Genomic DNA, 14112 nt, shown 5'->3' with positions numbered 1-14112 from the left:
ATGACCACCGATCACGCGCACCAGGCGGCCCACCGACCCCACTCCCACTGCCACTTCTGCGGCACCGCCTACCCGGCCGGCACCCGGGAGTGGCCCCGGACCTGCCCCGGCTGCGCCGAGATCAGCTACCGCAACCCGCTGCCCGTCACCATCGCCGTCCTCCCCGTCACCCGCCCCGACGCCGACCCCGCCCTGGTCGTCATCCGCCGCACCATCGAACCCGGCTACGGCGAACTCGCCTTCCCTGGCGGCTACATGGACTACGGCGAGACCTGGCAGCAGGCCTGCGTCCGCGAGCTGCGCGAGGAGACCGGCATCAAGGCCGACCCGGCCGAGGTCACCCTGATCACCACCGCCTCCGACCCCAACGGCCGCTTCGTCTTCCTCTGCGGCCTGCTTCCCGCCCGCCCGCTCGCCGAACTCCCGCCCTCGCTCCCCACCGACGAGACCGACGGCTGGCAGCTCGCCACCGCCGACACCACCCTCGTCTGGGACTTCCACACCAACGTCCTGCGCTCCTGGTTCAACGGCGAGTTCGACCGCGAAGTCACCCTCCGCTGACCGCCGGCCGACCCTGGCGCGGCGGGCGCGCACATGGCATGGTCTGCTCCGACAGCCCAACCGGACGGGGTGCCACCAGCTCTCCCGTCCCCACCACCGGCCGGGAGACCACCACCGTGAGCACCCCACCCCAGGACCGACCCCTCTGGCGCCCCGACCCCGAGCGCGCCGCGGCCACCAGCCTGGTGGCCTTCCAGGCCTGGGCCGCCGAACACCACGGCGCCCCGGCCGCCCCGCTCGCCCCGGCCGAGGACGACCAGCAGGCCGCCCAGCGCTACGCCGACCTGCACGCCTGGTCCACCGCCGACCTCGACCGGTTCTGGACGGCCGTCACCCAGTGGTTCGACGTCCGCTTCACCCAGGCCCCCGAGGCCGTCCTCGCCGACGCGGCCATGCCCGGCGCCCGCTGGTTCCCCGGCGCCCGCCTCAACTACGCCGAGCACGCCCTGCGCGCCGCCGAGGACGCCGCCAACGCCGACCGCCCGGCGATCCTGCACCTCGACGAGACCACCGAGCAGCCCGCCGTCCTCACCTGGTCCGAACTGCGCCGCCAGGTCGGCTCCCTGGCCGCCGCCCTGCGCGCCCGCGGCATCGGCCCCGGCGACCGCGTCAGCGCCTACCTGCCCAACGTCCCGCAGGCCGCCGTCGCCCTCCTCGCCACCGCCGCGGTCGGCGCGATCTGGACCAGCTGCGCCCCCGACTTCGGCGCCCGCAGCGTCCTCGACCGCCTCCAGCAGATCGAGCCCGCCGTCCTCTTCGCCATCGACGGCTACCACTACGGCGGCAAGGACCACGACCGCACCGACGTCGTCGCCGAGCTGCGCCGCGAACTCCCCAGCCTGCACACCGTCGTGCACGTCCCGCTGCTCGGCGCCCCCGCCCCCGAGGGCGCCCTGCACTGGGACGACCTGGTCGCCGACGACGTCGAGCCCGTCTTCGAGCCCGTCCCCTTCGACCACCCGCTCTGGGTCCTCTACTCCTCCGGCACCACCGGCCTGCCCAAGGCCATCGTCCAGAGCCAGGGCGGCATCCTGCTCGAACACCTCAAGCAGGCCGGCCTCCACCTCGACCTCGGCCCGCAGGACCGCTTCCTCTGGTACACCTCGACCGGCTGGATGATGTGGAACTTCCTGCTGGCCGGCCTCCTGGTCGGAGCCACGATCGTCACCTACGACGGCAGCCCCGGCCACCCCGACACCGGCGCCCTGTGGTCCGTCGCCGCCCGCACCGGCGCCACCGTCCTCGGCACCTCCGCCGCCTACGTGATCGCCAGCCGCAAGGCCGAGCTGCACCCCGGCCGCGACCTCGACCTCTCCGCAGTCCGCTGCATCGGCACCACCGGCTCCCCGCTCCCGCCGGACGGCTTCCGCTGGATCTACGACGAGGTCAAGGAGGACGTCTGGCTCGCCTCCGTCAGCGGCGGCACCGACGTCTGCTCCTGCTTCGTCGGCGGCGTCCCGACCCTCCCGGTGTACCTCGGCGAGATCCAGGCCCCCTGCCTCGGCGCGGCCGTCGAGTCCTGGGACGTCCAGGGCCGCCCGCACACCGACGAGGTCGGCGAGCTCGTCGTCACCCGGCCGATCCCGTCCATGCCCACCGGCTTCTGGAACGACCCCGAGGGCACCCGCTACCACGACAGCTACTTCGACGTGTACCCGGGCATCTGGCGCCACGGCGACTGGATCACCGTGACCTCCCGCGGCACCGTCGTCATCCACGGCCGCTCCGACTCCACCCTCAACCGCCAGGGCGTCCGGATGGGCTCCTCGGACATCTACGAGGTCGTCGAGCGCCTCCCCGAGATCGCCGAGTCCCTGGTCATCGGCCTGGAGGAGCCGGACGGCGGCTACTGGATGCCGCTGTTCGTCGTCCTCGCCCCCGGCGCCGAGCTGGACGAGGGCCTGATCGGGCGCATCCGCACCTCGCTGCGCACCGAACTGTCCCCGCGCCACGTCCCCGACGAGGTGATCGCCGTCCGCGGCCTGCCGCACACCCTCACCGGCAAGCGCATCGAGGTCCCGGTCAAGCGCATCCTCTCCGGCACCCCGCTGGAGCAGGCCGTCAACCCCGGCTCCGTCGACGACATCGACCACCTGCGCTTCTTCGAGCAGGTCCGCCGCGACCGCCAGGCCTGAGCAACGCCGAAGGGGCGCTCTCCCACCACGACGGTGGGGGAGCGCCCCTTCTTGTCTCTGTCCCCGCTACTCGCCGGACAGCACCTGCTGCGCCGCGGCCCGCGCCTCCTCGGCGCTGTCCGCCGCCCGGGCCGCCTCGGCCGCCCGGCGGCACTGCGCCAGGGTGTACTTGGCGAGCGAGGAGCGCACGTACGGGATCGACGCCGAGCCCATCGACAGGCTGGTGACGCCCAGGCCGGTCAGCACCACGGCCAGCAGCGGGTCGGAGGCGGCCTCGCCGCAGACCCCGCAGCTCTTCCCGGCGACCCGGGCCGCCTCGGCGGCCGCGGCGATCAGGTCGAGCAGCGCCGGCTGCCACGGGTCCTGCAGCCGGGCCAGCGCGCCCACCTGACGGTCGGCGGCGAAGGTGTACTGGGCGAGGTCGTTGGTCCCCAGCGAGAGGAACTCGACCTCCTGCAGGATCGCCCGGGCCCGCAGCGCGGCGGACGGAATCTCCACCATGGCACCGAACTTGGCGTCCAGCCCGGCCTCGCGACAGGCCTGCGCGAAGTCCCCGGCGTCCTTGCGGTCGGCCACCATCGGGGCCATCACCTCGAGGTGCACCGGCAGGCCCTCGGCCGCCGTGGCCAGCGCCCGCAGCTGGGTGCGCAGCACCTCGGGGTGCTCGAGCAGGGTGCGCAGACCGCGCACGCCCAGCGCCGGGTTCGGCTCGTCGGCCGGGGTCAGGAAGTCCAGCGGCTTGTCGGCGCCCGCGTCCAGCACGCGCACCACGACCCGGCCCTCCGGGAAGGCCTCCAGCACCTTGCGGTACGCCTCGACCTGCTTCTCCTCGCTGGGAGCCTTCGCCGAGTCGTCCAGGAACAGGAACTCGGTGCGGAACAGGCCGACGCCCTCCGCCCCGTTCTCCAGCGCCGCCGGCACGTCCGCCGGGCCGCCGACGTTGGCCAGCAGCGGCACCCGGTGGCCGTCCGAGGTCTGCCCCGGCCCGGAGGAGGCGGCCAGCGCGGCCTTGCGCTCGGCGGCGATCGCCCGCAGCTCGTCCTGCTTCTCCCGCGTCGGGTCGAGCAGCACGTCGCCCGTGCTGCCGTCCACCGCGACGACGGTGCCCTCGGCGACGTCCGCCGCACCCGGCAGCGCGACCACGGCCGGCACGCCCATCGCCCGCGCCAGGATGGCGCTGTGGCTGGTCGGCCCGCCCTCCTCGGTCACGAAGCCGAGCACCAGCGTCGGGTCGAGCAGCGCGGTGTCGGCCGGCGCGAGGTCCCGCGCGAACAGCACGTACGGCTCGTCGCTGTCCGGAACGCCGGGCATCGGCACGCCCAGCAGCCGCGCCACGATCCGGTTGCGCACGTCGTCCAGGTCGGCGACCCGCCCGGCCAGGTACTCGCCGGCGGAGGCGAGCAGCGCGCGGTAGGCGGCGAAGGCGTCGTACACGCCGCGCTCGGCGCTGCTGCCGACCGCGATCCGGCGGGCGACGTCGGCCATCAGCTCCGGGTCCTGCGCCATCAGCGCCTGGGCCTCCAGCACGCCCTGCGCCTCACCGCCCGCCAGGTTGCCGCGCGCGATCAGGTCCGCGGCGACGGCATCGACGGCGGCCTGCGCACGAGCCTGCTCGCGCGGTGCGTCCTCGGTCGGGATCCGGGTGGCCGGGGGCTCCAGGACCGCCGTGCCCATGTGCCGCACCTGGCCGATCGCGACCCCGTGGCTGACACCCACGCCGCGCAGTGTCTTCTCCATTACCTGTTCTCCGCTGAATGCCGGGCCGCCCCGGCTTCGTCCGGCGGGGCGGGTGTGGGGGAAAGAGAGGGGAGGGGCTCAGCTCCAGCTGAACAGCTCGCCGCCAGCCTGGACCTCGCCGTCCTCGCGCACGCTGCCCAGCGAGTCCGCGGTCGCCTCCAGCGCCACGATCGGGGAGATCGGGGACTTGCCGGCGGCCTCGACGGCGGCCGGGTTCCACTTGATGACGGCCTGGCCGCGGACCACCTTGTCGCCCTTGTTGACGAGCAGTTCGAAGCCCTCGCCGTTCAGCTGCACGGTGTCGATGCCGAGGTGGGTCAGCACACCGTGACCCTCGTCGTCGACGACCACGAACGCGTGCGGGTGCATGGAGACGACGATGCCGTCCACCGGAGCGAGCGCCTCGGTGGGCTCGCGCACCGGGTCCACCGCGGTGCCGGGGCCGACCATCGCACCCGAGAACACCGGGTCCGGAACGTTCGCGAGCCCGACGACCCGACCAGTCAGCGGCGACGTCACAGTGGTCATGGTTGTGCCTCCCAAGTGCGCAGTACTAGCGAGCGGCCGCGAGCAGCGGCGCGACGATCAACTGAAGCCTAATTCATGCCAACTTCAGACATCTGCTGACATTCCCGGGCGAAGCTCCCCGCCCCACCCGCCCTGTCGGCCGGCGACCCACCGGCCGCTAGTGGTCTAGTCCTCTTGGCCGATGCGCCGCACTCTACAGGCATCTTGGCGAATCGAGACCATTGCTGTATATGCTCGCGAGAGCAACAAATCATGCCGCCGCCCGGGTGACTCCGGACGCGTCCCGATTCGCGCTCCGCTCGGCGACCCGCTATGGTTGGTCGAGTCGCCGCGACTCCGCGGTTAACACCAGATTTCAGATGCGAATAGCCCCGGTAAACGGAGCGGAAAACATCTGATAAGCTGGAAACACGAAAGAACGAAGCCCGGAGGGCCCGCTGGAAGGCGGCTCGAAGGAAGCGTCCGTTCCTTGAGAACTCAACAGCGTGCCAAAAGTCAACGCCAGATATGTTGACATCCCCGGCCTCAGGTTTCCTGGGGTTGGAGATTCCTTTTGAAATAAACACTAGCGAGGACGCAGTGCGCGGGGCCGCCCTATTCCGGTGGTTGCCGTGCCGCTCAACGCGGGTGTGGACCGGATTACCGGTAAACATTCACGGAGAGTTTGATCCTGGCTCAGGACGAACGCTGGCGGCGTGCTTAACACATGCAAGTCGAACGGTGAAGCCCTTCGGGGTGGATCAGTGGCGAACGGGTGAGTAACACGTGGGCAATCTGCCCTGCACTCTGGGACAAGCCCTGGAAACGGGGTCTAATACCGGATATGACCTGGGAGTGCATGCTCCTGGGTGTAAAGCTCCGGCGGTGCAGGATGAGCCCGCGGCCTATCAGCTTGTTGGTGGGGTAACGGCCCACCAAGGCGACGACGGGTAGCCGGCCTGAGAGGGCGACCGGCCACACTGGGACTGAGACACGGCCCAGACTCCTACGGGAGGCAGCAGTGGGGAATATTGCACAATGGGCGAAAGCCTGATGCAGCGACGCCGCGTGAGGGATGACGGCCTTCGGGTTGTAAACCTCTTTCAGCAGGGAAGAAGCGCAAGTGACGGTACCTGCAGAAGAAGCACCGGCTAACTACGTGCCAGCAGCCGCGGTAATACGTAGGGTGCGAGCGTTGTCCGGAATTATTGGGCGTAAAGAGCTCGTAGGCGGCCTGTCGCGTCGGATGTGAAAGCCCGGGGCTTAACCCCGGGTCTGCATTCGATACGGGCAGGCTGGAGTGTGGTAGGGGAGATCGGAATTCCTGGTGTAGCGGTGAAATGCGCAGATATCAGGAGGAACACCGGTGGCGAAGGCGGATCTCTGGGCCATTACTGACGCTGAGGAGCGAAAGCGTGGGGAGCGAACAGGATTAGATACCCTGGTAGTCCACGCCGTAAACGTTGGGAACTAGGTGTTGGCGACATTCCACGTCGTCGGTGCCGCAGCTAACGCATTAAGTTCCCCGCCTGGGGAGTACGGCCGCAAGGCTAAAACTCAAAGGAATTGACGGGGGCCCGCACAAGCAGCGGAGCATGTGGCTTAATTCGACGCAACGCGAAGAACCTTACCAAGGCTTGACATATGCCGGAAACATCCAGAGATGGGTGCCCCCTTGTGGTCGGTATACAGGTGGTGCATGGTTGTCGTCAGCTCGTGTCGTGAGATGTTGGGTTAAGTCCCGCAACGAGCGCAACCCTTGTTCTGTGTTGCCAGCATGCCTTTCGGGGTGATGGGGACTCACAGGAGACTGCCGGGGTCAACTCGGAGGAAGGTGGGGACGACGTCAAATCATCATGCCCCTTATGTCTTGGGCTGCACACGTGCTACAATGGTCGGTACAAAGGGCTGCGATGCCGTGAGGCGGAGCGAATCCCAAAAAGCCGGCCTCAGTTCGGATTGGGGTCTGCAACTCGACCCCATGAAGTTGGAGTTGCTAGTAATCGCAGATCAGCATGCTGCGGTGAATACGTTCCCGGGCCTTGTACACACCGCCCGTCACGTCACGAAAGTCGGTAACACCCGAAGCCGGTGGCCTAACCCGTAAGGGGAGGAGCCGTCGAAGGTGGGACCAGCGATTGGGACGAAGTCGTAACAAGGTAGCCGTACCGGAAGGTGCGGCTGGATCACCTCCTTTCTAAGGAGCACATAGCAGCTTCGGGCGAATGTCCCGGAGTGCTCGCTCATGGGTGGAACGTTGACTATTCGGCACAGGAAGAGATCGGATCGTTAGTACTGCCTTCGGGCGTGGAACGTGGTCGGGGATTGACTGTGTCGGGCACGTTGTTGGGTCCTGAGGGAACGGAAACGTTGTCTCAGTGGTTGCCGGTCCCATGCTTGTTGAGGTGGGTGACTGGTCGTTGTTTGAGAACTGCACAGTGGACGCGAGCATCTGTGGCCAAGTTTTTAAGGGCGCACGGTGGATGCCTTGGCACTAGGAACCGATGAAGGACGTGGGAGGCCGCGATAGGCCCCGGGGAGCTGTCAACCGAGCTTTGATCCGGGGGTGTCCGAATGGGGAAACCCGGCAGTCGTCATGGGCTGTCACCCGCTGCTGAACACATAGGCAGTGTGGAGGGAACGCGGGGAAGTGAAACATCTCAGTACCCGCAGGAAGAGAAAACAACCGTGATTCCGGGAGTAGTGGCGAGCGAAACTGGATGAGGCTAAACCGTTTGGTGTGAGACCCGGCAGGGGTTGCCAATGCGGGGTCGTGGGAATGAGCTTGATCGGTCTGCCGGCCGGTCGGCGAGTCAGAAACCGTATGGGTAGTCGAAGGACATGCGAAAGGTCCGGCGTAGAGGGTAAGACCCCCGTAGACGAAATCTGTACGGCTTGCTTGCTCATCTCCCAAGTAGCACGGGGCCCGAGAAATCCCGTGTGAATCTGGCGGGACCACCCGCTAAGCCTAAATATTCCCTAGTGACCGATAGCGGATAGTACCGTGAGGGAATGGTGAAAAGTACCGCGGGAGCGGAGTGAAATAGTACCTGAAACCGTGTGCCTACAAGCCGTGGGAGCGTCGTCATCAGCTTGCTGGTGGCCGTGACTGCGTGCCTTTTGAAGAATGAGCCTGCGAGTTTGCGGTGTGTAGCGAGGTTAACCCGTGTGGGGTAGCCGTAGCGAAAGCGAGTCCGAATAGGGCGACTGAGTTGCATGCCCAAGACCCGAAGCGGAGTGATCTAGCCATGGGCAGGTTGAAGCGCGGGTAAGACCGTGTGGAGGACCGAACCCACCAGGGTTGAAAACCTGGGGGATGACCTGTGGTTAGGGGTGAAAGGCCAATCAAACTCCGTGATAGCTGGTTCTCCCCGAAATGCATTTAGGTGCAGCGTCACGTGTTTCTTGCCGGAGGTAGAGCACTGGATAGGCGATGGGCCTCACCGGGTTACTGACCTTAGCCAAACTCCGAATGCCGGTAAGTGAGAGCGTGGCAGTGAGACTGTGGGGGATAAGCTCCATGGTCGAGAGGGAAACAGCCCAGAACACCGACTAAGGTCCCTAAGCGTGTGCTAAGTGGGAAAGGATGTGGAGTCGCAGAGACAACCAGGAGGTTGGCTTAGAAGCAGCCACCCTTGAAAGAGTGCGTAATAGCTCACTGGTCAAGTGATTCCGCGCCGACAATGTAGCGGGGCTCAAGCACATCACCGAAGTCGTGTCATTGCAACTATAGGGCCAACGCCTGTTGTGATGGGTAGGGGAGCGTCGTGTGCCGGGTGAAGCGGCGGTGGAAACCAGTCGTGGACGGTATACGAGTGAGAATGCAGGCATGAGTAGCGATACAAGAGTGGGAAACTCTTGCGCCGATTGACCAAGGGTTCCTGGGTCAAGCTGATCTGCCCAGGGTAAGTCGGGACCTAAGGCGAGGCCGACAGGCGTAGTCGATGGACAACGGGTTGATATTCCCGTACCCGCTTTGAAGCGCCAACGCTGAACCTTCTGATGCTAAGCCCGTGAAGCCGTCCCGGAGCCTTCGGGCAAAGGGAAGTGGTGGAGCCGGTGACCCAACGGGGTAGTAGGTGAGCGATGGGGTGACGCAGGAAGGTAGTCCAGCCCGGGCGGTGGTTGTCCCGGGGTAAGGGTGTAGGACGAGTGATAGGCAAATCCGTCACTCATTAGGCTGAGACCTGATGCCGAGCCGATTGTGGTGAAGTGGATGATCCTATGCTGTCGAGAAAAGCCTCTAGCGAGTTTCATGGCGGCCCGTACCCCAAACCGACTCAGGTGGTCAGGTAGAGAATACCGAGGCGTTCGGGTGAACTATGGTTAAGGAACTCGGCAAAATGCCCCCGTAACTTCGGGAGAAGGGGGGCCATTCCTGGTGACGAGTCTTGCACTCCGAGCTGGGGGTGGCCGCAGAGACCAGCGAGAAGCGACTGTTTACTAAAAACACAGGTCCGTGCGAAGCCGTAAGGCGATGTATACGGACTGACGCCTGCCCGGTGCTGGAACGTTAAGGGGACCGGTTAGCTTTGATTCGTCGAGGCGAAGCTGAGAACTTAAGCGCCAGTAAACGGCGGTGGTAACTATAACCATCCTAAGGTAGCGAAATTCCTTGTCGGGTAAGTTCCGACCTGCACGAATGGCGTAACGACTTCTCGACTGTCTCAACCATAGGCCCGGTGAAATTGCATTACGAGTAAAGATGCTCGTTTCGCGCAGCAGGACGGAAAGACCCCGGGACCTTTACTATAGCTTGATATTGGTGTTCGGTTCGGCTTGTGTAGGATAGGTGGGAGACTGTGAAAGCCCAACGCCAGTTGGGTGGGAGTCGTCGTTGAAATACCACTCTGGTCGTGCTGGATGTCTAACCTGGGTCCGTGATCCGGATCAGGGACAGTGTCTGGTGGGTAGTTTAACTGGGGCGGTTGCCTCCTAAAGGGTAACGGAGGCGCCCAAAGGTTCCCTCAGCCTGGTTGGCAATCAGGTGTTGAGTGTAAGTGCACAAGGGAGCTTGACTGTGAGACTGACGGGTCGAGCAGGTACGAAAGTAGGGACTAGTGATCCGGCGGTGGCTTGTGGAAGCGCCGTCGCTCAACGGATAAAAGGTACCCCGGGGATAACAGGCTGATCTTCCCCAAGAGTCCATATCGACGGGATGGTTTGGCACCTCGATGTCGGCTCGTCGCATCCTGGGGCTGGAGTAGGTCCCAAGGGTTGGGCTGTTCGCCCATTAAAGCGGTACGCGAGCTGGGTTTAGAACGTCGTGAGACAGTTCGGTCCCTATCCGCTGTGCGCGTAGGAGTGTTGAGAAGGGCTGTCCCTAGTACGAGAGGACCGGGACGGACGAACCTCTGGTGTGCCAGTTGTTCTGCCAAGGGCATGGCTGGTTGGCTACGTTCGGGAGGGATAACCGCTGAAAGCATCTAAGCGGGAAGCCTGCTTCGAGATGAGCACTCCCACCTCCTTGAGAGGGTAAGGCTCCCAGTAGACGACTGGGTTGATAGGCCGGGTATGGAAGCCCTGTGAGGGGTGGAGTTGACCGGTACTAATAGGCCGAGGGCTTGTCCTCAGTTGCTCGCGTCCACTGTGTTGTTCTGAAACAACGACCGCCTTGCCGGCGGGTCGACAGTTTCATAGTGTTTCGGTGGTCATAGCGTGAGGGAAACGCCCGGTTACATTCCGAACCCGGAAGCTAAGCCTCACAGCGCCGATGGTACTGCAGGGGGGACCCTGTGGGAGAGTAGGACGCCGCCGAACAATTCTTCGAGAGAAGCCCCCGCCGGGTGAACCGGACGGGGGCTTTTCTGTTGTAAGGTCAAGTTCAACGTGCATTGTCGTCATACGGTTCAGGAGGCCCCCGGGTGGAGGTCCAGGAGACGCGGGTCCAGACCGATCGCGTCCTCACCATCCCCAACGTGCTCAGCATGGGCCGGCTGGTCGGCGTTCCGATCTTCCTCTGGCTCATTCTCTGGCCGGTCTTCGACGGCCCGAACAACGACGGTTGGGCCCTGCTGATCCTGATGCTGAGCGGCGTCAGCGACTACCTGGACGGAAAGCTGGCCCGGCGGTGGGGGCAGATCAGCCGGGTGGGGCAGCTGCTCGATCCGCTGGCGGACCGGCTCTACATCTTCTCCACGCTCATCGGATTGACCTGGCGCGGGATTCTGCCGTGGTGGGTGACGGCGATTCTGGTGGCCCGGGACGCTTTCATCACCGTCCTGCTGCCGATTCTCAACCGGCACGGTTACGGCCCGCTGCAGGTGAGCTTTCTGGGCAAGGCCGCGACCTTCAACCTGATGTACGCGTTTCCGCTTCTCCTGCTCGGCCAGTTGGACAGCTGGATCGCGCGGCCGGCCGAGGTGGTGAGCTGGGCGTTCATCTGGTGGGGGACGACCCTGTACTGGTGGGCCGCGATTCTCTACGCGGTTCAGGCGCGGCAGATCGTCCGGGCGAGCACCGCGGGCTCGGCGTCCACGGTCTGAGACGTGATCTGAGAGAAGTCCCACGCCGGGCCGGTGCGTCGGACGATACCTTCCGGGTAGAGAACCCTCTGGAACGGTTTGATGGACCTGCAGGTCCACCACCGCGAAGGAGGACGCACCCGTAATGAAAGCCGTAGTCATGGCAGGGGGCGAGGGCACCCGACTCCGCCCGATGACCTCCAGCATGCCGAAGCCACTGCTTCCGGTCGCGAATAGGCCGATCATGGAGCACGTGCTCCGATTGCTGAAACGGCACGGTCTCTCCGACACCGTCGTGACCGTCCAGTTCCTGGCGTCGCTGGTCAAGAACTACTTCGGCGATGGTGAGGACCTGGGCATGCACCTCACCTATGCCCACGAGGAGACACCACTCGGCACTGCGGGGAGTGTCAAGAACGCCGAGGACGCGTTGAAGGACGATTCCTTCCTGGTGATCTCCGGCGACGCGCTTACCGATTTCGACCTCACCGAACTGATCGAGTTTCACCGCCGTAAGAACGCACTGGTCACCGTCTGCCTCACCCGGGTGCCGAATCCACTGGAGTTCGGCATCACGATCACCGACGAGGACGGGAAGGTCGAGCGCTTCCTGGAGAAGCCGACCTGGGGGCAGGTCTTCTCGGACACGGTGAACACCGGTATCTACGTGATGGAGCCCGAGGTCTTCGACTACGTCGCGGCGGGTGAGTCCGTCGACTGGTCGAGCGACGTCTTCCCCCAGCTGATGAAGGAGGGCAAGCGGGTCTACGGCTACGTCGCCGAGGGCTACTGGGAGGATGTGGGCACCCACGAGAGCTACGGGAAGGCCCAGGCGGACGTCCTGGAGGGCAAGGTCGACGTCGAGCTCGACGGCTTCGAGATCTCGCCGGGCGTCTGGGTGGCCGAGGGCGCCGAGGTGGATCCGGAGGCCGTGCTGCGCGGGCCGCTGTACATCGGGGACTACGCCAAGGTCGAGGCCGGCGTGGAGATCCGCGAGCACACCGTGCTGGGCAGCAACGTGGTCGTCAAGCGCGGTGCCTTCCTGCACAAGGCCGTCGTGCACGACAACGTGTACGTGGGCCCGCAGAGCAACCTGCGCGGTTGCGTCGTCGGCAAGAACACGGACGTGATGCGGGCCGCGCGGATCGAGGACGGCGCGGTGATCGGGGACGAGTGCCTGGTCGGCGAGGAGTCGATCATCGCGGCGAACGTCCGGGTCTACCCGTTCAAGACCATCGAGGCCGGCGCCGTGGTGAACACCTCGGTGATCTGGGAGTCGCGCGGGCAGGAGCACCTGTTCGGCGTGCGCGGCGTCTCGGGGATCCTGAACGTGGAGATCACCCCGGAGCTGGCCGTGCGGCTGGCCGGGGCCTACGCGACGACGCTCAAGAAGGGGGCGACCGTCACCATCGCGCGTGACCACTCGCGTGGTGCCCGTGCACTCAAACGGGCGATGATCTCGGGCCTGCAGACCTCGGCGATCGACGTCCGTGACCTGGAGAACGTGCCGATGCCGGTGGCCCGGCAGCACACGGCGCGGGGGAGCGCGGGCGGCATCTTCCTGCGGACCACGCCCGGGGTGCCGGACTCGCTGGACATCCTGTTCTTCGACGAGCGCGGCGCGGACCTCTCGCAGGCCGGGCAGCGCAAGCTGGACCGCGTCTACGCGCGCCAGGAGTTCCGGCGGGCCTTCCCCGGCGAGATCGGGGACCTGACCTTCCCGTCCAGCGTCTTCGACTCCTACGCCGGGAACCTGCTGCGGACGGTGGACACCTCCGGGGTCCGGGAGGCCGGGCTGAAGGTGGTGGTGGACACCGCGCACGGCAGCGCCGGGCTCGTCCTGCCGAGCATCCTCGGCCGGCTCGGGGTGGAGGCGCTGACCGTCTCCAGCGGGCTGGACGAGGCGCGGCCGACCGAGGACGCGGAGACGCGCCGGGCCGGGCTGGCCAGGCTCGGCGAGCTGGTCGCGTCGTCCCGGGCGGCCTTCGGGGTGCGGTTCGACCCGGTCGGTGAGCGGGTCGCGTTCGTCGACGAGCTGGGCCGGGTGATCGACGACGACCGGGCGCTGCTGGTCCTGCTGGACCTGGTGGCGGCCGAGCGGCGCAGCGGGCAGGTGGCGCTGCCGGTGACCACGACCCGGATCGCCGAGCAGGTCGCCGCGTACCACGGCACCCAGGTCATCTGGACCACGACGACGCCGGACGACCTGGCGAAGGCGGCGTCGGCCGAGGGGACGGTGTTCGGCGGGGACGGGCGCGGCGGCTTCGTGGTGCCCGAGTTCAGCGGGGTGCTGGACGGCGCCGCGGCCTTCGTGCGGCTGGTCGGACTGGTGGCGCGGACCCAGCTCACGCTGAGCCAGATCGACGCGCGCATCCCGCAGGCGCACATCCGGCGCCGGGACATCGCGACGCCGTGGGCGGCCAAGGGCATGGTGATGCGCTCGGTGGTGGAGGCGGCCGGCAGCCGGCAGCTGGACACCACGGACGGGGTCCGGGTGGTGGAGGCGGACGGGCGCTGGACGCTGGTGCTGCCGGATCCGGCCGAGGCGGTCACCCACCTGTGGGCGGAGGGGCCGGACGACGAGGCCACCGAGGCGCTGCTGGACGAGTGGGCGGCGGTGGTCGACGGCGCCGGGCGGTGAGGGCCGGCGGCCGTACGCCGGCGCCTCCGGGCGGCGCGCACGGCCCACCGAAGATCCACTGAAGTTC

General features: G+C 66.4%; 6 protein-coding genes and 3 rRNA genes. 7 read left to right on the top strand and 2 right to left on the bottom strand.

Annotated features, from left to right (window positions below; genetic code table 11):
* Both AB2U05_RS04275 and AB2U05_RS04270 read left to right on the top strand, forming a co-directional pair.
* Complete coding sequence (locus AB2U05_RS04275; protein WP_045705424.1) at window positions 1–561, top strand: NUDIX domain-containing protein; 561 nt, start codon at window positions 1–3, stop codon at window positions 559–561.
* A 116-nt stretch (window positions 562–677) separates the two neighbouring features.
* Window positions 678–2696, top strand: coding sequence for an acetoacetate--CoA ligase (locus AB2U05_RS04270; RefSeq protein ID WP_369182469.1), 2019 nt, complete (start codon window positions 678–680; stop codon window positions 2694–2696).
* Window positions 2697–2762: 66 nt separating this feature from the next.
* Here the strand turns inward: AB2U05_RS04270 and ptsP are convergent, their stop codons facing one another.
* A complete protein-coding gene (gene ptsP / locus AB2U05_RS04265) occupies window positions 2763–4433 on the bottom strand; it encodes a phosphoenolpyruvate--protein phosphotransferase (RefSeq protein ID WP_045711787.1) in 1671 nt (556 codons plus the stop codon).
* A gap of 78 nt (window positions 4434–4511) precedes the next feature.
* Window positions 4512–4961, bottom strand: coding sequence for a PTS glucose transporter subunit IIA (locus AB2U05_RS04260; RefSeq protein ID WP_045705418.1), 450 nt, complete (start codon window positions 4959–4961; stop codon window positions 4512–4514).
* A gap of 652 nt (window positions 4962–5613) precedes the next feature.
* On the opposite strand from AB2U05_RS04260, the gene AB2U05_RS04255 reads away from it, so the two are divergent.
* The 5 genes from AB2U05_RS04255 to AB2U05_RS04235 all read left to right on the top strand — a co-directional run bounded on the left by AB2U05_RS04255 (window position 5614) and on the right by AB2U05_RS04235 (window position 14045).
* Window positions 5614–7137 (top strand): 16S ribosomal RNA (locus tag AB2U05_RS04255).
* A 259-nt stretch (window positions 7138–7396) separates the two neighbouring features.
* A 23S ribosomal RNA gene (locus AB2U05_RS04250) occupies window positions 7397–10512 on the top strand.
* A gap of 71 nt (window positions 10513–10583) precedes the next feature.
* Window positions 10584–10700: ribosomal RNA gene (rrf, locus tag AB2U05_RS04245) — 5S ribosomal RNA — on the top strand.
* Together the 16S, 23S and 5S rRNA genes form the textbook arrangement of a ribosomal RNA operon.
* A 104-nt stretch (window positions 10701–10804) precedes the next feature.
* The gene (locus tag AB2U05_RS04240) at window positions 10805–11425 is read left to right on the top strand and encodes a CDP-alcohol phosphatidyltransferase family protein (protein ID WP_045697916.1); all 621 of its coding nucleotides are present in this window, start codon (window positions 10805–10807) and stop codon (window positions 11423–11425) included.
* A gap of 124 nt (window positions 11426–11549) precedes the next feature.
* Window positions 11550–14045 (top strand): mannose-1-phosphate guanyltransferase, encoded by a 2496-nt coding sequence (locus AB2U05_RS04235; RefSeq protein ID WP_045697918.1) that lies wholly within the window; start codon window positions 11550–11552, stop codon window positions 14043–14045.
* Window positions 14046–14112 lie beyond the last annotated feature (67 nt).

The sequence above is a fragment of the Streptomyces sp. Y1 genome (assembly GCF_041053115.1).
Classification (GTDB): Bacteria; Actinomycetota; Actinomycetes; order Streptomycetales; family Streptomycetaceae; genus Kitasatospora; species Kitasatospora rubellomurina.
Note: the sequence above shows the minus strand (reverse complement) of the source record. Positions and strands in the feature narration are given on the sequence as shown.